The sequence below is a fragment of the Leifsonia sp. 466MF genome, from assembly GCF_900100265.1.
In the GTDB taxonomy this organism is placed as follows: domain Bacteria; phylum Actinomycetota; class Actinomycetes; order Actinomycetales; family Microbacteriaceae; genus Leifsonia.
On the sequence record NZ_LT629696.1, the window covers coordinates 2646445 to 2665726 of the forward strand.

Genomic DNA, 19282 nt, shown 5'->3' on the forward strand with positions numbered 1-19282 from the left:
GGCACCCCATGGCCGAGGAACCCCCGATCCGGATCGCGATCGTCGACGACCACAAGATGCTGCTGGGAGCACTGACCGAGTGGATCCGCAGTGCAGCGGACGACATCAGCATGGTCGCAGCCGTCGCGAGCTGGCCGGAGCTGCTGACGCATCCCGAGTTCCCGGTGGACGTCGTCCTCCTCGACCTCGACCTCAAGGACAACATCCCGATCTCGCTGAAGCTCTCGACGCTGAAGACGACCGGTGTCGCCACGGTGCTGATGAGCACCTACTCGGAGCCCGCGGTGGTCCGGGAGGCGCTAGCGGCCGGAGCGATGGGCTACCTGGTGAAGAGCGAGGATGCGGAGATGATCGTCGAGGCGATCCGCGCCGCCCGCAAGGGCGAGTCGTTCATCTCGGCCGAACTCGACCTGGCGCTCAACGCCGGCGAGGTCGGCGGCGCCCCCAAGCTGAGCGCGCAGGAGCGTCGCGTGATGGCGCTCTACGGCGCCGGTGAGCCGGTCAAGGCGGTCGCCTTCCAGCTGGGCATCTCGGACGAGACTGCCAAGAGCTACCTCAAGCGTATCCGCGAGAAGTACCGCGTGGCCGGCTACGACGTCGGCACCAAGGTCGCCTTGCGCAAGCGCGCCATCCAGGACGGCATCCTGCTGCAGAACGACTGACGGAACCCGCGTCCGTCAGTCGACGGGCGCGGAGACCGGAGTCCGCTCCGGCCGCTGAGCCGCGACCGAACCGGTGGCGACACCGCGCCGGATGCGCGAGCGGTCGATGCCGAACGAGATCAGCGCCAGCGCGATGCCGCCGAGGGCGAGCAGTCCGCCGACGACGACCGGCGACAGGTAGCCGAGACCGGCCGCGATCGTCAGGCCGCCGAAGAACGCTCCGGCGGCGTTCGCGATGTTGAGCGCCGAGTGGTTGAGCGCCGCGGCGATCGACTGGCTGTCGCGCGCAACATCCATGAGCCGGGTCTGGATGGTCGGCGAGAGCGCCGAGCACGCTCCGGACACGACGAACACCGAGATCAGCAGGCCGGGGATGGTGGATGCGGTCAGCCAGAGGGCCGCAAGGCCGACCAGCAGGATCGCGAAGAACAGCAGCATGCTGCGCGGGACGCTGTGGTCGGCCGCACGCCCGCCGAGGATGTTGCCGACCGTCATTCCGAGGCCGGCGAGCACGAGGACCAGCGGAACGGTCGACTCGGGCATCCCGGTGATCGTCGTGACGATGGGCGCGATGTACGTGTACACGGCGAAGAAGCCGCCGAAGCCGACAGCGCCGATGAGCAGCGCGAGCCACACCTGCAGCCGGGTGAACGCCCGCAGCTCGTTCTTCATGGTCGCCTTGGCGTCGCCCGCCTGCCAGGGCACCAGTAGCGCGACGGCGACGAACGTCAGCGCGAAGATCGCGGCGACGACGAGGTAGGCGATGCGCCATCCACTGTGCTGGCCGATCCAGGTGATCGTCGGAACGCCGATCACGTTGGCGATCGTCAGGCCCGACAGCACGAAGGCGACCCCGCGCCCGCGCTTGCCCGGCCCCATCAGCGAGGCGGCGACGAGCGAAGCGATGCCGAAGTAGGCGCCGTGAGGCAGCGCAGAGATGAAGCGCGCGAGCATCACGAGCTGGAACGTCGGGGCGACCGCCGAGGCGAGGGTGCCGACGGTGAACGCCACGAGCAGCCAGAGCAGCAGCTTCTTACGCGGCCAGCGCGCGGCGACCGCCGCGATCGTGGGCGCGCCGACGACCACGCCGAGCGCGTACGCCGAGATGATCCAGCCGGCCTGCGCGTTGGCGTCGGTCGGCGAGGCGGCGTACAGCTGCGGCAGCAGGTCGTGCGCGATGTTGGGCAGCAGGCCCATCGCGACGAACTCGGTCGATCCGATGCCGAATCCACCGAGGGCGAGCGCCAGCAGCGCAAGACGGATACGGGCCGACGACAGCTTCGTCGGCCCGTCGATAAGCGGGGTCACCGCACCAGCCTATATCGAATCGTTTCGACCCGCGGCGGTCCCCCTCGCACATTCGGCACGAAAGTGCGGAATGCGCGGCGCAAAGCGCACATTCGGCACGAATCTCGCGACCGCGGGAGAGGAGGAGGCGGAGGAGGCTAGGCGCGGCGGTCGCCGGCGGCGGCGGCCGCGGCCGTCTGCTCCTCGAAGAACTGGGCGACATCCACGTCGCGGGTCTCCTCGGGCTTCGACACCCCGGCCCGCACCGCGCCGACGATGGCGACGACGACGCAGCCCAGCAGGACGCCGCCCACCAGCACCGCGACGATGATCAGGAAGGGTCCGAACTGCACGAACAGGCCGAAGAGCAGGAGCAGGAGGGTGTCGACATCCACGTCAGTCGCCTCGCTCCAGCGCGGCTTCGAGCCGCTGGACCTTGCCGTCGAGCTCGCCGGAGTACCCGGGACGGATGTCCGCCTTCAGCACGAGGGAGACGCGCGACCCGTATCGGCCGACCGCCTCGGTGGCGCGGCGGACGACGTCGAAGACCTCGTCCCACTCCCCCTCGATCGTCGTGAACATCGCGTCCGTACGGTTCGGGAGGCCCGACTCGCGCACCACGCGCACGGCCGCGGCGACCGCGTCGTGCACCGACGCGTCCGCTCCCTCACCGCCGCTCGGCGCAACAGAGAACGCCACCAGCATGTCTTCCTCCATCTTTCAGCGTGCGCTTCCGCCGACCGGCTCGGGATGCGCTCCCGGGGCCGAGCGGAACGGCCACGCGTGGGCCGGAACCAGGTCGCCTGCCGCCTCCTGGCGGTGACGCCGGCGCCAGAGCGCCGCAACGGTCCACCCCAGTATCACGAAGTACATGACGTTGCGCACGGTCAGCACGGCGACCATCCCCGGGTCCGGCACGAGCAGCCAGTCGTACAGGAACGGATAGAAGACCTGGGTGAGCCCCGCGGTGACCAGCACCAGGAGCGCCGGGATGCGGAACCCCCGACCCTGATAGACCAACCCGATGACGACCGGTGCGGCCAGCCACACGACGTACTGCGGTGAGCCGACCTTGTTGAAGGCGATGAATGCGGTCACCAGAGCGAGCGACAGCTCCGGGAGGATGCGCGTGTACGGGGTGCCCCTCCGGTACGCCCGGACGCCGATCAGCAGCACGACGATCGCGGTCGCCGCGAACAGCGGGTTCATGAGCGCGCCGGCCGCGGCGGTCCCCTGACCGCTGACCTGGAACGTGAGCAGCTGACGGTCGTAGTAGACCTCCGCACCTGGCACGTGGAACGCGGCCTGCCACATCCAGAACGTGCTGACCGGCGCCTCGATCTGGAGCCCGCGGTCGGTCTGCATGGTGATGAAGCTCAGGATGTGCCAGCCTGCACCGAAGATCAGCGGCACCGCCGCGATCACCGCGGAGGTTGCCACGGCGACGAGCACGATGTGCCGGCGCGAGCGGAGGGCGACGACCGCGGCGAGCAGGACGGCGGCCGGCCACACCTTGATCCACGTGGCCGCGGTGAGCACGACGACCGCCGCGCGCTCGTGCAGGGTCAGCCAGAGCAGCCCGACGATCGCGAGCGACGCCGAGACCGAGTCCAGGCGCCCGACGGCGATCGGCCCCAGCAGGAGCAGGAAGGCCAGCCACCACCAGGCCGCGATCAGCCGGCGCCGCTCACGCCCGACGATCAGCACGGCGAAGGCCGCCGCGTTCAGCAGCAGCACCATGTTCAGCCACGCCCAGACATAGCCGTCCGCGCCGAACAGCAGCGGCAGCATGACCGGCACGATCGCGCCGAAGGGATACACCCAGTCGGAGTCGACGCCGACGATCTGGGTGCCCTGCGCCGCGAGCTGGGCCCAGGGCTTGTAGACGAGGAAGACGTCGCCGAGGCCCTTGCCCTGGTCGAGGGCGAGGCCGCTGATGATCAGGTGGACGGCGAGGAACGCGATCCACAGGGACAGCGGGCTGTAGGCCACCCGCTGCAGCAGGCCGGGCTGTGCCCGAGGGGTCGGCGCGGCGCTCAGCGGCACCGCATCCATCCCCATAGCGCCACATCCTAGGGGATGCGATGGGCGCCTTCCTGAACCGCGCTGCGCGGTCTCTCAGCCCGCCGCACGCACCAGCTCGCGCACCACCCCGGGGAGCTCCCCAACGATGTCGAGGGCGACGATCGGCCCGCCGTCGGACGCCCGCTCCCCCGCCCGGCCGTGCACCCACGCGGCGGTCGCGGCGAGCGCGGCGAGCGCCGTGTGGCCATCCTCGTCGATCTCGCGGGCATGCGTCGCCACGAGGGCGCCCAGCACGCCGCCCAGCACGTCTCCGCTCCCGGCCGTCGCAAGCCACGCAGGACCGGCGGTGACGGCGTACCGCGGGCCTCCGGGCGCCGCGACGTAGGTCGTGTGGCCTTTGAGCAGGACGGTCACGCCCAGGCTCTCGGCGGCACGGATGGTCCAGCCGGCCGGGTCGGCCGCGATGTCGTCGGCGGTCACCGCGTCCGAGTCGTCGTCCGCCCCGGCGGCGAGCACCGTCGCCAGCTCGCGGAAGTGCGGCGTGACGACCACCGGTGCGGAGGCGCGACCGACGAGGTCGAGCGCTCCCGCGTCGATCACGAGCGGCGTCCCGTCGCGGAGAGCCGAACGCAGGCGCTGGGCGTCATCCGCTGGACGACTGGCCGCATCCATGCCGGAGCCGATCAGCCAGCCCTGCACGCGTCCGGGGGCGGTCACGACCTCCGGTCGGCGGCGCATCACCTGCTCGGCCGGGCGGTCGGCGCCGAGATAGCGGATCATGCCGACACCGGTGCGCGAAGCGCCCTCCACCCCGAGCACCGCCGCGCCGGGGTAGCGGTCGGATCCGGTCACCACCCCGAGGACACCGCGCGAATACTTGTCACTCGACTCCTGCGGCACGGCGATCCATGCCGCGGCATCCCGTTCGTCCCAGTTCTGCCAGTCGGTCATCGGCGCCTCCCGTCGTCACTCCTGTCGGCCGCACACCGGCCCAGGCCCATCGAACCCCTACCGACCTCACGATAGGTTGTGAGCATGGCGATCAGCATCCCCGGAAAGGTGATCGTGTTCGACTACGGCGAGGTCATCTCGGTGACCCCGTCCGACGAGGACCGCGCCGCCCTGACCGAACTCGCGGGCGGCGACCCGCACGTGTTCTGGCCGGCGTACTGGCGACACCGGGATGCGCTCGACCAGGGCACGCTGAGCATCCAGTCGTACTGGCGCGGCATCGAGCGCGAGCTCGGCGAGAACTGGGGCGACGCGAAGATCCACCGGCTGTGGCTCGCCGACTTCCGGAGCTGGCTGACGATCGACCACGACACCCTCCAGGTCCTCCTCGACCTCAAGCTGGGCGGCACGCGGATGGCGCTGCTCTCGAACGCCGGCCGCGACTTCGGCTCCTACTTCCGTCATGGGACCCTCGGCGACCTGTTCGAGAAGGTGTTCGTCAGCGGAGAGCTCGGCACGATCAAGCCCAGCCCGGAGATCTTCCAGCACGTCCTCTCCGAACTCGGGGTGACGCCGGAGCAGACGGTCTTCATCGACAACAAGGAGGCGAACGTCCGCGGCGCCGAAGCGCTCGGGATCTCCGGGCACGTGTTCACATCGCCGAGCGGCCTCCGGGCATATCTGGAAGGTCTCGGCGCTTAGATGGAGGTATGCCCTCTCTCTTCGATCCCCTGACCCTGCGCGGCGTCACCGCCCGCAACCGCATCTGGACCTCGCCGATGTGCCAGTACTCGGTGCTCGACCAGTCGGGCGTCCCCGGCACGTGGCACCTGATCCACCTGGGATCGTTCGCGACCGGCGGCAGCGGCATCGTCTTCACCGAGGCCACCGCGGTCAACCCGGAGGGGCGGATCAGCCCGCGCGACACCGGCATCTGGACAGACGAGCAGCGGGACGCCTGGAAGCCGATCACCGCGTTCATCGAGAGTCAGGGCGCCGTTCCCGGCATCCAGCTCGGGCATGCCGGCCGCAAGGCGTCGTCGTGGCCGGCGTGGGGCTTCGAGGGCCGCACCGGCTCCGTCCCCGAGGCGGAAGGCGGCTGGCGGACGGTCGCACCGTCTCCCATCGCGTTCGACGGGCTCGACACTCCCGACGAGCTGGATGCGGCCGGTCTCGACACGATCGTGGACGACTTCCGCTCGGCCGCGCGCCGGTCGGTTGAGGCGGGCTTCCGCGTGATCGAGCTGCACGCGGCACACGGCTACCTGCTGCACCAGTTCCTCTCCCCGATCTCCAACCGGCGGACCGACGAGTACGGCGGATCGCTGGAGAACCGCGCTCGGCTGCTCCTTCGCATCATCGCGGCGGTCCGCGAGGAGGCGCCGGACGCGCCCCTCTTCGTCCGCTTCTCCGCGAGCGACTGGACCGAGGGCGGATGGGACGAGGACCAGACCGCGACGGTGGCCGCGTGGGCCGAAGAGGCCGGAGCCGACTTCTTCGACATCTCCAGCGGCGGCATCCAGGCCGGCATCCGCATCCCGCTCGGCCCCGGCTACCAGGTGCCGTTCGCTCACCACGTGCGCAGCACATCCGACGTGGATGTGAGCGCGGTCGGGCTCATCACCTCGCCGCAGCAGGCGGCGGAGATCGTGGAGAGCGGCCAGGCGGACGCGGTCATGCTGGCGCGCGAACTCCTGCGCGACCCGCACTTCCCGCTGCGGGCCGCTCACGAGCTCGGCGTCGAGATCGGCTACTGGCCGCCGCAGTACCTCCGCGCGCGCTGGCGCTGAGCTGCGCGCCGGCCGGCGTCAACCGTCGGACCGACGGTCAGGCCGGTTCTGTGAGGCAGAGGTAGTTGCCCTCGCTGTCCTGGAACCACGCCGACCGGCCCATGTCGTCCGTCGCGATCCCGTTCTCGGTGTGCAGACCGGGGAAGTCGTAGTCCGCGAACGTGACTCCCCGCTCCCTCAGGTGGGCCATCGTGGCCTCGATGTCCGGCGTCAGCCAGCACATCGCCGTGTTCTGTGCGGTGCCGGCGTTCCCGGTCTCATACACGAAGATCTTCGCCTCAGACCCGGTGCCGTACAGCACACCGCCCTCGGTCGTCCGCTCCGGTTCGAGTTCCAGCTTGTCGCGGTACCACTCGATGGCCCGCTGCAGGTCGGAAGCAGGAAGGACGGAGTACGTCACATAAGACTCCAACATGGGGATCCTCCTTCATCCAGGCGGCACCATACGCGCGTGCGTCGCGTTCGGGGCCACTGGAATCGCGGGTCTACGCCGCCTGGGAATCCGCCCCGGAAACCCCGGCTCCAGCGCTCTCCGCCTCGATATACTGGCGGGCAAATGGACGACCCTCCCTCTGCCAGCCCGTTGCCCGTGTCGAGCCCGCTGGGATGCGAGCGAGGTGACGGCCGTGCTCTATGAGTGGATCATGCTCGCCGTCGGCCTGCTGCTGACGGTCGGGACCGGGCTCTTCGTCGCCAGCGAGTTCGCCCTCGTCAACCTCGATCGCGGTGATCTGGAGGCACGTCGCGAGCGGGGCGAGTCGCGCCTCAGCATGACCATCGCCGCGCTGAAGATCACCTCGACGCACCTGTCGAGCGCACAGCTCGGCATCACGCTGACAACGCTGCTCACCGGTTACACGATGGAGCCGGCCATCAGTTCTCTGCTGCGCGGACCGCTCACCGCGACCGGGCTGCCGGAGGGCGCCGTCACGCCGATCGCGTCCGTCGTGGCGATCGCGGTCGCGACCCTGCTGTCGATGATCCTCGGCGAACTCGTGCCCAAGAACTTCGCCCTCGCCCTTCCGCTCGCGACGGCCAAGCTGGTGATCCCGTTCCAGACGGTGTTCACGACGGTGTTCCGGCCGTTCGTCGCCCTGCTGAACGGCACCGCGAACGGGATCCTCCGTCTGCTCGGCATCGAGCCGAAGGAGGAGCTGTCCGGTGCGCGCACCGCCGACGAGCTGTCGTCGCTGGTGCGCCGGTCGGCGAGCGCGGGTGTCCTCGAGGAGGACACCGCCACCCTGCTCAGCCGCACGCTGGCCTTCTCGAGCCGCACCGCCTCGGATGTGATGACGCCACGGCCGCGCATCGAAGCGGTGCAGCGCACCGATCCGGCCCAGGCGGTCAGCGAGCTGGCGAGAAAGACCGGATACTCGCGGTTCCCGGTGATCGGCGACGACATCGACGACGTGCTCGGCGTCGTCCACGTCAAGCAGGCCGTCGCCGTCCCCCGGCAGCGACGCTCGCGTGTGCCCGCTTCCGCCCTGATGACCGACCCACTGCGCGTTCCCGAGACGATGGGTCTCGACACGCTGCTCGGCGAGCTGCGCGCCCGCGGGTACCAGCTCGCGGTCGTCGTCGACGAGTACGGCGGCACCTCGGGCATCGCGACGCTGGAGGACCTCGTCGAGGAGATCGTCGGCGAGGTGGCGGACGAGCACGATCGCACGCGAGCGGGCGTCATCCGAGGGCGAGACTCGATCACCTTCCCCGGCATCCTGCGCCCGGACGAGCTGGAGGAACGCGCCGGCGTCACCGTCCCCGAGGAGGGGCCGTACGAGACCGTCGCCGGCTTCGTCATGAACGAGCTCGGCCGGCTGCCGAAGGTCGGCGACGAGGTCGTGATCGACGGCGGCACCCTGCGCGTCGAGCGCCTGGACGGCCGCCGGGTCGACCGCATCCGCTACACGCCCGATCCGGTGCCCGTCACAGAGGGCATGAACGGAGAGGGGGCGGCTCATGAGTGACTGGGCCGGAATCGCCTGGCTGGTCGTGCTGCTCGCGGTCAACGCCTTCTTCGTCGGCGCCGAGTTCGCCGTGATCTCCGCACGCCGCTCCCAGATCGAGCCCCTGGCGGAGCGCGGGAAGCGCAGCGCCAAGACCGCTCTGTACGCCATGGAGCACGCGACGCTGATGCTCGCCACGACGCAGTTGGGCATCACCGTGTGCTCGCTGCTGATCCTGAACGTCTCGGAGCCGGCGATCCACCACCTGCTGGAGGTGCCGCTGCACGCGACCGGGTGGTCCGAGGAGGTCATCGGCACCATCGCGTTCATCGTCGCGCTGATCGTCGTGTCGTTCCTGCACGTCGTGTTCGGCGAGATGGTCCCGAAGAACATCTCGTTCTCGATGCCCGATAAGGCCGCGCTGCTGCTGGCTCCGCCGCTCGTCGGCATCGGCCGTGCTGTCCGCCCGATCATCGTCGCCCTGAACGCGACGGCGAACGCGGTGCTGCGCCTGTTCCGGGTGGAGCCGAAGGACGAGGCGGCCAGCACGTTCACCCTCGACGAGGTCGCGACGATCGTGTCGCAGTCGACCCGGGAGGGCGTGCTGACGGATCGCACCGGGGCCCTGACGGCGGCATTCGAGTTCACCGAGAAGAAGGTGCGGGATGTCGCGGTCGCGCTCGACGCGCTCGTGACCCTTCCGTCCGCCCCGACTCCCGCCGACGTGGAGAAGGCCGTCGCCAAGCACGGCTTCTCGCGCTACGTCGTGCCGGACGCCGACGGCGAGCCGACCGGCTACCTGCACCTCAAGGACGTGCTCGACCTGGAGGAGACCGGCTTCGAGCTCCCCGTGCCGGCCAAGCGCATCCGTCGCCTGGTGACCGTCTTCGCCGGCAGCGACCTGGAGGACGCCCTGGCCACCATGCGCCGGTCCGGCAGCCACCTGGCCCGGGTCGTCGACGCGGAGGGCGCCACCGCCGGAGTGCTGTTCCTGGAGGACATCATCGAGGAGCTCGTCGGCGAGGTCCAGGACGCGACCCGGCGCACCTGAGCCGGCTCTCCCCCACAAACTTCTTGACCTCGTCGCAAGAGTGAGTGTACAGTCACTCACATGGCACGAACACTCTCCACCGCAGACGACCGCCGCGAGGCGGTGCTCGACAGCGCCATCGCAGTTTTCGCCGTCGGCGGTTACCTGGGCACCCCCATCGCGGCGGTCGCCAAGGATGCGGACATCTCCCCCGCCTACGTCTTCAAGCTCTTCCCGAGCAAGGAGGGTCTGTTCGTGGCCGCGCTGGAGCGCTGCTTCGAGCGGATCGAGAACGCGCTGGAGTCCGGCGCCCGGAGCGCCGACGGCGAGACGCCGACGGTGATCCTCGACCGGATGGGCGACGCGTACGCGGAGCTCATCGGAGACCGCTCGCTCCTGATGCTGCAGGTGCACGCGCAGTCCGCTTCGGACGTCCCGGAGATCCGGGAGGCGCTCCGGCGCGGACTCGCCCGGATCACCCGCTTCGCCACGATCCGATCGGGCGCCGAGCCCGACGCCGTCCAGCGCTTCATCGCCTACGGGCAGCTGTGCCACCTAGTGGTCACGGCCGGCCTGGAGGACGTGCCCGAGGAATGGGCACGAACGCTCACGAACGGCATCCAGCACCCCTGATCCCCCCTTCGACCCCACCGCCATCACCCGGCTCCCAAGAGTGATTGATCGATCACTCACAACGAAAGGACAGTCCCATGGAAACGTCTCTCGCCACCGCGGCGGCACCTGCCGCCGCGACCACTCCCCGCAGCACGCACCGCTGGTGGGCGCTCAGCGTGCTCGCCCTCGCACAGTTCCTGGTGGTGCTGGACGCATCCATCGTCAACATCGCACTGCCGACCGTCGGCACCGCCCTCGGTCTCGACACCGCGGCGCTCGCCTGGGTGGTGACCGCCTACGTCCTGCCCTTCGGCGGTCTCCTCCTGCTCGGCGGACGTCTCGCCGACCGGTTCGGGCACCGCCGGGTCTTCCTCATCGGCGTCGCCGGCTTCGCACTGGCGTCGCTCGCGGCCGGTCTCGCCGTGAACGGCACCATGCTCCTGGGTGCACGAGCCGTGCAGGGCGCGTTCGCCGCCCTGCTGGCGCCCGCATCCCTCGCTCTCCTCACGCAGCTCTTCCCCGACGCCGAGGCGCGCGGGAAGGCACTGGGCCTCTGGGGTGCGGTGGCCGGGATGGGCAGCGCGGCCGGCGTTCTGCTCGGCGGTGTGCTCACCGCGGCCTTCGGCTGGTCCGCCGTCTTCTTCGTGAACGTGCCCGTCGGCATCCTCGTGCTCGCGGTCATCCCGTTCCTCATCAACCGCGACCCGGCCGGCGATGCCGAGCGGATGGATGCGGCGGGAGCCGCGACCGCGACCCTCGGACTCGCGGCGGCCGTCGCAGCCCTCAGCGAGGGCGGCACGCTCGGCTGGACGAACCCGATCGTCCTGGGGCTCGCTGTCGCCGCGGTGGTCCTTCTCACCGCATTCGTGCTGATCGAACGCCGCACCGCCCACCCCCTGCTGCCGTTCTCCTTCTTCCGCAATCGCGACGCCCTCGCCGGCGACATCGTGATGCTGCTGGTCGGCGGCGCCACGGTCGCGCTGTTCTTCGCGCTCTCGGTCTACCTGCAGGAGGTGCTGCACCTGGATGCGCTGTCCGCCGGACTCAGCCAGCTGCCCCTCGCCATCGCGCTCGTCGCGATCGCCGGTGTGATCCCGGCCGTCGTCGCCCGGGTGGGCCTCCGCACGACGCTCGCCGGTGCGCTCGTCGTGCTCGCCGCCGGGGTCGTATGGTTCGCCCTCGCCGGGAGCACCGGATTCATCGCCGGGTTCATCCTGCCGAGCATCGTGATCGGTCTCGGTCTGGGCGCCTCCTTCGTCACTGTCACCCAGCTCGCCGTCCGTGGTGTGCCGGAGTCGGAGTCCGGCCTGGCCAGCGGTCTGGTCAACACCGCGCAGCAGATCGGCGGCGCGCTCGGCCTCGCCGTCCTCGGCGGCATCGCCTCCGCCCGGACCTCCGCGCTGTTGGACGCGGGAAGCAGCGGGTCCGACGCCGCCGCCGGCGGATTCCTCCTGCTGTTCCTGGGCACCGCGGTTCTCGCGGTCGTCGGTGCGGCGATCACGGCACTGGTCCGCTCCCGCTCCAACTGACCCTCCGGCCTCCGTCCCTCCGTCGAGTACGCACAAACTGCACGCCAGCCACACGCTCGGCGTGCAGTTTGTGCGTACTCGACGGGGGGGGATGGAGGCGCCGGGGGCTACCAGCTGACGGGGAGCGCCTTGCCCTCCTCGTAGCCGGCGGCGGACTGGATGCCGACCAGCGCGCGCTCGTGGAACTGCGCGAGGGTACGTGCGCCGGCGTACGTGAACGAGCTTCGCACACCGGTCGTGATCATGTCCAGCAGGTCCTCGACGGACGGCCGCAGCGGGTCCAGGTAGATGCGCGAGCTCGAGATGCCCTCGGCGAAGAGCTCCTTTCGGGCGAGCTCGTAGGCGTCGAGCCGCTCGAACCGGCCCTTCACCGCCTTCGTGGACGCCATGCCCCAGCTCTCCTTGTAGAGGCCGCCGTTCGCGTCGCGGTCGAGCATGCCGGGCGCCTCGATCGTCCCGGCGAACCAGGAGCCGATCATCACGGATGCGCCACCGGCGGCGAGCGCCAGCGCGACGTCGCGGGGGTAGCGCACACCGCCGTCCGCCCAGACGTGCGCCCCGAGCTCGCGCGCGGCGGCGCTGGTCTCGAGCACCGCCGAGAACTGCGGACGGCCGACGGCGGTCATCATGCGCGTCGTGCACATCGCGCCGGGGCCGACGCCGACCTTCAGGATGTCGGCGCCCGCCGCGACCAGGTCGCGGACGGCCTGCTCGGTGACGACGTTCCCCGCGACGATCGGCAGGCCGAGACCCAGCTCCTTGACGGTGCGGATCGCGCGGATCATTCCGTCCTGGTCGCCGTGCGCCGTGTCGATGACGAGCACGTCGACGCCCGCTGCGGCGAGCGCCTTCGCCTTGCCGGCCACGTCGCCGTTGATGCCGACCGCCGCGGCGACGCGGAGCCGGCCGTGCGCATCCAGCGCCGGCGTGTAGATGGTGGAGCGGAGGGCGCTGCGCTTCGACAGCGTTCCGACCACACGGCCGTGGTCGAGGACCGGCGCGAAGTCGATGCCGGCCGCATCCATCACCTGGAACGCCGCGCGCCCATCGGAGAGGTCCTCCGCATCGAGCGAGGTCAGGGCGCCGTGCAGCAGGTCGCCGACCCGCGCATCGGCGAGCGCCGACCCGAGCTGGACGGCCGCGAGGCAGCCGAGGTACGCGCCGTCGTCGCCGGTGACGACGATGCCGTGCCCTTCGACGGCCGGGATGCGGCGGAGCACGTCGGCGACGCTCTCATCCGGGTGGGCCTCGTACGGGGTGTCGAACATCACCGGCTGCGCCTTCACCCAGCGGATCGCCTCGTCGAGGTCCTGCAGGTGCATGTCCTGCGGGAGGACGCCGAGACCGCCGCGACGGGCGAGGGTGGCGGCGAGCCGCTTCCCGGTGACCGAGTTCATGTTCGCGGACACGATCGGGATGGTCGCGCCGGTGCCGTCGTTGGGGGCGAGGGACACGTCGAGACGGCTCGTGACGTTCGACCGCGACGGCACGAGGAAGACATCCGAGTAGGTGAGATCGTGGCGCGGCGATGTTCCATAGAACTGCATGGGAATAACGCTATCCCGCTCGGCTGAGCGCCCGCACGCGAGTACCGATGGGATTAGGCTTGAGGATCGGATGGAAGCGGGCGGTGACAGGCCGCCCGGTCACGACGAAATCGATGGAGAGAGTGGGCGATCGGCTGTGTCGAGCCAATTGACCGGAGTAGGGACCGAAGACGGCGCCGCGGGCGAATTCGGAGCCAACGAATGGCTGGTGGACGAGCTGTACGAGCAGTTCGTGCACGACAAGAACTCGGTCGACAGGTCGTGGTGGCCCATCCTCGAGAACTACCACCCGGCGGTGAAGGACGAATCCATCCCGTCGCCCGGTGAGACCCCCACGGAGACGCCGTCGGAGCCCACCATCCCGACCCCGTCGGAGCCGACGGCCCCGAGCCCGGCCGAGCCGACGGTCCCGACCCCGTCGGAGCCGACAGCGCCCGGCCCGTCCGAGCCGTCGACACCGGCTCCCCCGGCGGGCGGTGCCCCCGCCCCGCACCCGAACGAGCCGAAGCCCGTCACCACGCCCATCCCGGTGATCGGTCAGCAGCCCGTCGCCCGCACGACCTCGGTCGCGCCCAAGCCGCAGCCGGTTCCCGCCGACGCCCCGGTGACCGCCCCGAACGCCACCGTCGAGGCCGCCGAAGAGGACAAGGTCACCCCGCTGCGCGGCATGTCCAAGACGCTCGCCACCAACATGGATGCGTCGCTCACGGTGCCGACCGCGACCAGCGTCCGCACCATCCCGGCGAAGCTGATGATCGACAACCGCATCGTCATCAACAACCACCTGAAGCGCGCCCGCGGCGGCAAGGTCTCCTTCACCCACCTCATCGGCTGGGCGCTCATCCAGGCGCTCAAGGAGTTCCCGAGCCAGAACGTCTACTACGACGAGGTCGACGGGAAGCCCTCCGTGGTGGCCCCGGCCCACATCAACCTCGGCATCGCGATCGACATCCCGAAGCCCGACGGCACGCGCGCGCTGCTCGTCCCGAGCATCAAGCGGGCCGACACCATGCGCTTCGGCGAGTACCTCGCCGCGTACGAGGAGCTCGTCAGCAAGGCCCGCAACAACAAGCTCGCCGCCGGCGACTTCGCGGGCACCACGCTCTCGCTCACCAACCCGGGCGGCATCGGCACCGTCCACTCGGTCCCGCGTCTCATGAAGGGGCAGGGCTGCATCATCGGCGCCGGCGCCCTCGAGTACCCGGCCGAGTTCCAGGGCTCCAGCGAGAAGACGCTCGCCGGCCTCGCGATCGGCAAGACGATCACGCTGACCAGCACCTACGACCACCGCGTCATCCAGGGCGCCGGCTCGGGTGAGTTCCTCAAGATCGTGCACGAGATGCTGATCGGGAAGCGCAACTTCTACGAGGACATCTTCGCCGAGCTGCGCATCCCCTACATGCCGATCCACTGGAACCCGGACATCAGCGTCGACCTGGCCAGCGCCGTCGACAAGACGGCCCGTGTCCAGGAGCTGATCAACTCGTTCCGCGTGCGCGGCCACCTGATGGCCGACATCGACCCGCTCGAGTACAAGCAGCGGTCGCACCCCGACCTCGAGATCGAGAGCCACGGCCTCACCTTCTGGGACCTCGACCGTGAGTTCGTCACCGGCCAGTTCGGCGGCGACAAGCGCAAGATGAAGCTGCGCGACATCCTCGGCGTGCTGCGCGACTCCTACTGCCGCACCGTCGGCATCGAGTACATGCACATCCAGGACCCGGCTCAGCGCAAGTGGTTCCAGGACAAGCTGGAGCGGCCGTACGAGAAGCCGACCCACGACGAGCAGCTGCGCATCCTCGGCAAGCTCAACGAGGCCGAGGCGTTCGAGACCTTCCTGCAGACCAAGTACGTCGGCCAGAAGCGCTTCAGCCTGGAGGGCGGCGAGTCCACGATCGCGCTGCTCGACTCCATCCTGCAGGGCGCTGCGGAGGCCGGGATGGACGAGGTCGCCATCGGGATGGCGCACCGCGGCCGCCTCAACGTCCTCACCAACATCGCGGGCAAGACCTACGGTCAGATCTTCCGCGAGTTCGAGGGGACGCAGGACCCGCGGACCGTCCAGGGCTCCGGCGACGTCAAGTACCACCTGGGCACCGAGGGCACCTTCAAGGGTGCCGGCGGCGAGGAGATCCCGGTCTACCTGGCCGCGAACCCCTCGCACCTGGAGGCTGTGGACGGCGTCCTGGAGGGCATCGTCCGCGCGAAGCAGGACCGCCGCCCGGCGGGCACGTTCCTCACCCTGCCGATCCTCATCCACGGCGATGCGGCGATGGCCGGTCAGGGCGTCGTGGTCGAGACCATGCAGATGTCGCAGCTGCGGGCGTACCGCACCGGCGGCACCATCCACGTCAACATCAACAACCAGGTCGGCTTCACCACCCCTCCCGGCGAGGCCCGCAGCTCGGTGTACTCGACCGACGTGGCCAAGACCATCCAGGCGCCGATCTTCCACGTGAACGGCGACGACCCCGAGGCCGTCGTCCGCGTCGCGGAACTCGCGTTCGCCTATCGCCAGGAGTTCAAGCGCGATGTCGTCATCGACCTCGTCTGCTACCGCCGCCGCGGACACAACGAGGGCGACGACCCCTCGATGACCCAGCCGCTGATGTACAGCCTCATCGAGGCGAAGCGGTCCGTCCGCCGCCTCTACACCGAGGCGCTCGTCGGCCGCGGCGACATCACCGAGGAGGAGTACGAGCAGGCGCACCGCGACTTCCAGGACCGCCTCGAGCGCGCGTTCATGGAGACGCACGCGGCTCAAACCAACTCCACGCCGGTGCTGAACTCCGACGAGTCCGCGGATCTGGAGAAGCCGGCGCAGTCGGACGCCAACGACAACGTCGGCGAGCCGGAGACGACGGCGGTCAGCGAGCAGGTCATCGGCATGATCGGCGACGCGTTCAACAACCCGCCTGCCGGCTTCACCGTCCACCCGAAGCTGCAGCAACTGCTCAACAAGCGCAGCGAGATGAGCCGCAACGGCGGCATCGACTGGGGCTTCGGCGAGTTGCTGGCCCTGGGCTCGCTGCTGGTGGAGGGCACCCCGGTGCGCCTCGCCGGACAGGATGCGCGCCGCGGCACCTTCGTCCAGCGCCACGCGGTGCTGCACGACCGGGTCAACGGCCAGGAGTGGCTGCCGCTCGCGAACCTCAGCGACAACCAGGCGAAGTTCTGGATCTACGACTCGCTCCTCAGCGAGTACGCCGCGATGGGCTTCGAGTACGGCTACTCGGTCGAGCGCGCGGACGCCCTCGTGCTGTGGGAGGCGCAGTTCGGCGACTTCGCCAACGGCGCCCAGACGATCATCGACGAGTTCATCTCCTCCGCCGAGCAGAAGTGGGGCCAGCGCTCGTCGCTGGTGCTGCTCCTCCCCCACGGCTACGAGGGACAGGGACCGGACCACTCCAGCGCCCGCATCGAGCGCTACCTGCAGATGTGCGCCGAGAACAACATGACCGTGGCGCGTCCGTCGACGCCCGCGTCGTACTTCCACCTGCTGCGCCGCCAGGCGTACGCCCGTCCGCGCCGGCCGCTCGTCGTCTTCACCCCGAAGGCGATGCTGCGACTGCGCGGCGCGGCGAGCAACGTGGAGGACTTCACCAACGGCCGCTTCGAGCCGGTGATCGACGATGCGCGCATCAGCGACAAGGGCTCGGTGAAGCGGGTGCTGCTGATGGCCGGGAAGCTCTACTACGACCTCCTCAACGAGCTCGAGAAGAATCCCAACCCGGAGATCGCGCTGGTGCGGGTGGAGCAGTACTATCCGCTGCCCGCCGCCGAGCTGAAGGCGGTCGTCGACTCGTACCCGAACGCCGAACTGGTCTGGGTGCAGGACGAGCCGGAGAACCAGGGCGCCTGGCCGTTCATGATCCTCGAGACGTCGAAGCTCGGCCCGCGGCCGCTCGGTGTGGTGTCGCGTCCGCCGTCGGCGTCGCCCGCCGCTGGGTCGGCGAAGCGTCACGCTCAGGAGCAGCAGGTGCTGATCCAGCGGGCGCTCACGCTGTAGTCCGCACGCGCGTCACGGGAGCCCCGGTCCGATCAGGACCGGGGCTCCCGCCGTTGCACCGCGTGCCGGCGACTCAGACGTCGGCCGCGCAGCGGAACCCGATATGGGTGGTCGCCGTGTCCTCCGCCTGCGGCGACCGTGCCGCCGGCCGGAAGCGGAGGCAGTACTCGGGGCTGCACAGGTACGAGCCGCCCTTCAGCACCCGGCGAGGGATGTCCGACCCGGGCTCCGCACTGCTCGCCCCGAGCAGGTTCAGCCGTCCGCCGGCGTCCGGTGCGCTCTGGCCGGGGATGACATGCCGCGGCGTGTAGTAGTCGCTCGTCCACTCCCACACATTGCCGATCAGGTCGTGCAGCCCATAGCCGTTCGTCGGGTACGACCCGACGGGCGCCGGGGTCGCCCCGAAGCGTCCCTGGTTGTCGTAGGGGAAGTGCCCGATCCACGAGTTCGCCTGCGCCTCCCCGCCCGGGTAGGCCTCGTCGCCCCACGCGAAGCGGGCGCCGTCCACGCCGCCTCGGGCCGCGTACTCGTACTCCACTTCGGTCGGGAGGCGCTTCCCGGCCCAGGCGGCGTAGCGGACCGCATCCTCATAGGCGACCTGCACGACCGGCCGGTCCATCCGCTCGTCGATGCCGGACGTCGGCCCCTCGGGATGCCGCCAATCCGCTCCCGGCTCCCATCGCCACCACTGCCGCCACTCGGAGAGGTCGACCGGCCCGTCCGTCGCCGTGAACACCAGAGCACCCGGGAGGAGGTCGTCGTCGGGCAGCTCAGGAAACTCCGCCGCGTCGAGGGGACGTTCGGCGACGGTGACGTAGCCGGTGTCGGCGACGAACGCGGCGAAGTCGGCGTTCGTCACCTCGAACCGGTCGATGCGAAACGCGTCGACAGAGCGCTCATGGACGGGCTGCTCGTCCGGATAGAACTCGGCGGAGCCCATCCGGAACCGTCCGCCCGGCAGGGGAACCATGTCGTCCATGGCCTCACGCTATCGACCCCGGAGGCTCGCGGACAGACCGCCGTCACCGCTGGCCGGTCCGGCGGCCTGCGGCGTATGGTGAGCGCATGACCGTCGTCACCACCCACCGCCTCGGCGAGCCCTGCTGGGTCGACTACACCAGCTCCGACGTTCCGCGCGCGACCGAGTTCTACACGAGCCTGTTCGGCTGGACGGCCGAGACCGCCGGCGAGGAGTACGGCGGCTACGTGACGTTCCGGCGAGACGGACGTACGGTCGCGGGCCTCGGTCCGACGATGGGCGACGCCCAGGCGAACACGTGGCTCACCTACCTCCTCGTCGAGGATGCGGACACGGCCGAGAAGGCGGCGCTCCAGGCCGGCGCACAGGTGATCGCTCCAACCATGACGGTCGGCGACCAGGGCCGGCTCGCGGTCATCGCCGACCCGGGCGGAGCGGTCGTCGGACTGTGGGATCCCGAGCAGCACCGCGGCTTCGAGCTGGTCGCCGAGGTCGGGGGCATCGCCTGGCATGAGCTCTATGCGCGCAACTACGCTGCGCAGGTCGACTTCTACACCCGGGTCTTCGGCTGGAGGACGCAGGTGCTCGGCGACACCGCCGACTTCCGGTACGTCACCTTCGGCGACCCGGACTCGCCCGCCGGCGGCGTCTACGACGCGGACGGGATGCTCCCGCCGGGCGTCCCGTCGCACTGGGTCGTCTACTTCGGGGTCGCGGACGCGGCGGCCGCCTCACAGCGCGTGATCGAGCTGGGCGGGACCGTCATCCGCGATCCGTGGGACAGCGAGTTCGGCCGCTTCGCGCAGGTCACCGACCCGCTGGGCGGCCTGTTCTTCCTCCACGAGGTCGGGACGGGCGGCTCCGCTTAGGCGGTCGCAGCCGGGCGCACCGCGCTGACAGCGCTGAATGGGC

General features: G+C 70.1%; 17 protein-coding genes. 9 read left to right on the forward strand and 8 right to left on the reverse strand.

Going from position 1 to position 19282, the window contains the following annotated elements:
• The first annotated feature begins 8 nt into the window (after positions 1-8).
• Complete coding sequence (locus tag BLR91_RS12675) at positions 9-662, forward strand: response regulator (protein WP_018190139.1); 654 nt, start codon at positions 9-11, stop codon at positions 660-662.
• 15 nt (positions 663-677) lie between these two features.
• Here BLR91_RS12675 and BLR91_RS12680 read toward each other — a convergent pair whose 3' ends face one another.
• From BLR91_RS12680 to BLR91_RS12700, 5 genes are all read right to left on the reverse strand, one after another.
• Entirely contained in the window at positions 678-1970 is a 1293-nt protein-coding gene (locus BLR91_RS12680) for an MFS transporter (protein WP_089874913.1), read from the reverse strand.
• A 137-nt stretch (positions 1971-2107) separates the two neighbouring features.
• Positions 2108-2344, reverse strand: a complete 237-nt coding sequence (locus BLR91_RS12685) for a hypothetical protein (protein ID WP_089874911.1) — start codon at positions 2342-2344, stop codon at positions 2108-2110.
• 1 nt (position 2345) lies between these two features.
• Positions 2346-2654, reverse strand: a complete 309-nt coding sequence (locus BLR91_RS12690; RefSeq protein ID WP_018190136.1) for a thiamine-binding protein — start codon at positions 2652-2654, stop codon at positions 2346-2348.
• A 15-nt stretch (positions 2655-2669) separates the two neighbouring features.
• Positions 2670-4010: a glycosyltransferase 87 family protein gene (locus BLR91_RS12695; RefSeq protein WP_089874909.1), complete on the reverse strand. Its 1341-nt coding sequence runs from the start codon at positions 4008-4010 to the stop codon at positions 2670-2672.
• A gap of 57 nt (positions 4011-4067) precedes the next feature.
• Positions 4068-4925 carry an ADP-dependent NAD(P)H-hydrate dehydratase gene (locus BLR91_RS12700; protein WP_089874907.1) on the reverse strand — a complete coding sequence of 286 codons (858 nt, stop codon included), beginning with the start codon at positions 4923-4925 and terminating at the stop codon, positions 4068-4070.
• Positions 4926-5009: 84 nt separating this feature from the next.
• Between BLR91_RS12700 and BLR91_RS12705 the strand changes: the two genes are divergently transcribed.
• Positions 5010-5627: an HAD family hydrolase gene (locus BLR91_RS12705; protein ID WP_089874905.1), complete on the forward strand. Its 618-nt coding sequence runs from the start codon at positions 5010-5012 to the stop codon at positions 5625-5627.
• Positions 5628-5635: 8 nt separating this feature from the next.
• Positions 5636-6715, forward strand: a complete 1080-nt coding sequence (locus BLR91_RS12710; RefSeq protein ID WP_020075359.1) for an NADH:flavin oxidoreductase/NADH oxidase — start codon at positions 5636-5638, stop codon at positions 6713-6715.
• Between the two features lie 37 nt (positions 6716-6752).
• Here BLR91_RS12710 and BLR91_RS12715 read toward each other — a convergent pair whose 3' ends face one another.
• Positions 6753-7130: a VOC family protein gene (locus tag BLR91_RS12715; protein WP_018190131.1), complete on the reverse strand. Its 378-nt coding sequence runs from the start codon at positions 7128-7130 to the stop codon at positions 6753-6755.
• Between the two features lie 229 nt (positions 7131-7359).
• Between BLR91_RS12715 and BLR91_RS12720 the strand changes: the two genes are divergently transcribed.
• The 4 genes from BLR91_RS12720 (at position 7360) to BLR91_RS12735 (ending at position 11835) form a co-directional block, all read left to right on the forward strand.
• On the forward strand, positions 7360-8682 hold the full coding sequence (locus tag BLR91_RS12720) for a hemolysin family protein (RefSeq protein WP_172823273.1): 1323 nt from the start codon (positions 7360-7362) through the stop codon (positions 8680-8682).
• Entirely contained in the window at positions 8675-9712 is a 1038-nt protein-coding gene (locus tag BLR91_RS12725; protein ID WP_020075362.1) for a hemolysin family protein, read from the forward strand. Before BLR91_RS12720 ends, BLR91_RS12725 begins: the two co-directional genes overlap by 8 nt.
• 60 nt (positions 9713-9772) lie before the next feature.
• Positions 9773-10324, forward strand: coding sequence for a TetR/AcrR family transcriptional regulator (locus tag BLR91_RS12730; protein WP_089874901.1), 552 nt, complete (start codon positions 9773-9775; stop codon positions 10322-10324).
• A gap of 77 nt (positions 10325-10401) precedes the next feature.
• Positions 10402-11835: a DHA2 family efflux MFS transporter permease subunit gene (locus tag BLR91_RS12735; RefSeq protein ID WP_089874899.1), complete on the forward strand. Its 1434-nt coding sequence runs from the start codon at positions 10402-10404 to the stop codon at positions 11833-11835.
• Positions 11836-11942: 107 nt separating this feature from the next.
• Here the strand turns inward: BLR91_RS12735 and BLR91_RS12740 are convergent, their stop codons facing one another.
• Positions 11943-13382: a GuaB1 family IMP dehydrogenase-related protein gene (locus tag BLR91_RS12740; protein ID WP_018190126.1), complete on the reverse strand. Its 1440-nt coding sequence runs from the start codon at positions 13380-13382 to the stop codon at positions 11943-11945.
• Between the two features lie 136 nt (positions 13383-13518).
• Between BLR91_RS12740 and BLR91_RS12745 the strand changes: the two genes are divergently transcribed.
• Positions 13519-17391, forward strand: coding sequence for a multifunctional oxoglutarate decarboxylase/oxoglutarate dehydrogenase thiamine pyrophosphate-binding subunit/dihydrolipoyllysine-residue succinyltransferase subunit (locus BLR91_RS12745; protein WP_172823217.1), 3873 nt, complete (start codon positions 13519-13521; stop codon positions 17389-17391).
• 73 nt (positions 17392-17464) lie between these two features.
• On the opposite strand, the gene BLR91_RS12750 is transcribed toward BLR91_RS12745, so the two are convergent.
• A complete protein-coding gene (locus BLR91_RS12750; RefSeq protein ID WP_089874895.1) occupies positions 17465-18370 on the reverse strand; it encodes a formylglycine-generating enzyme family protein in 906 nt (301 codons plus the stop codon).
• 86 nt (positions 18371-18456) lie between these two features.
• On the opposite strand from BLR91_RS12750, the gene BLR91_RS12755 reads away from it, so the two are divergent.
• A complete protein-coding gene (locus tag BLR91_RS12755; RefSeq protein ID WP_018190123.1) occupies positions 18457-19239 on the forward strand; it encodes a VOC family protein in 783 nt (260 codons plus the stop codon).
• Positions 19240-19282 lie beyond the last annotated feature (43 nt).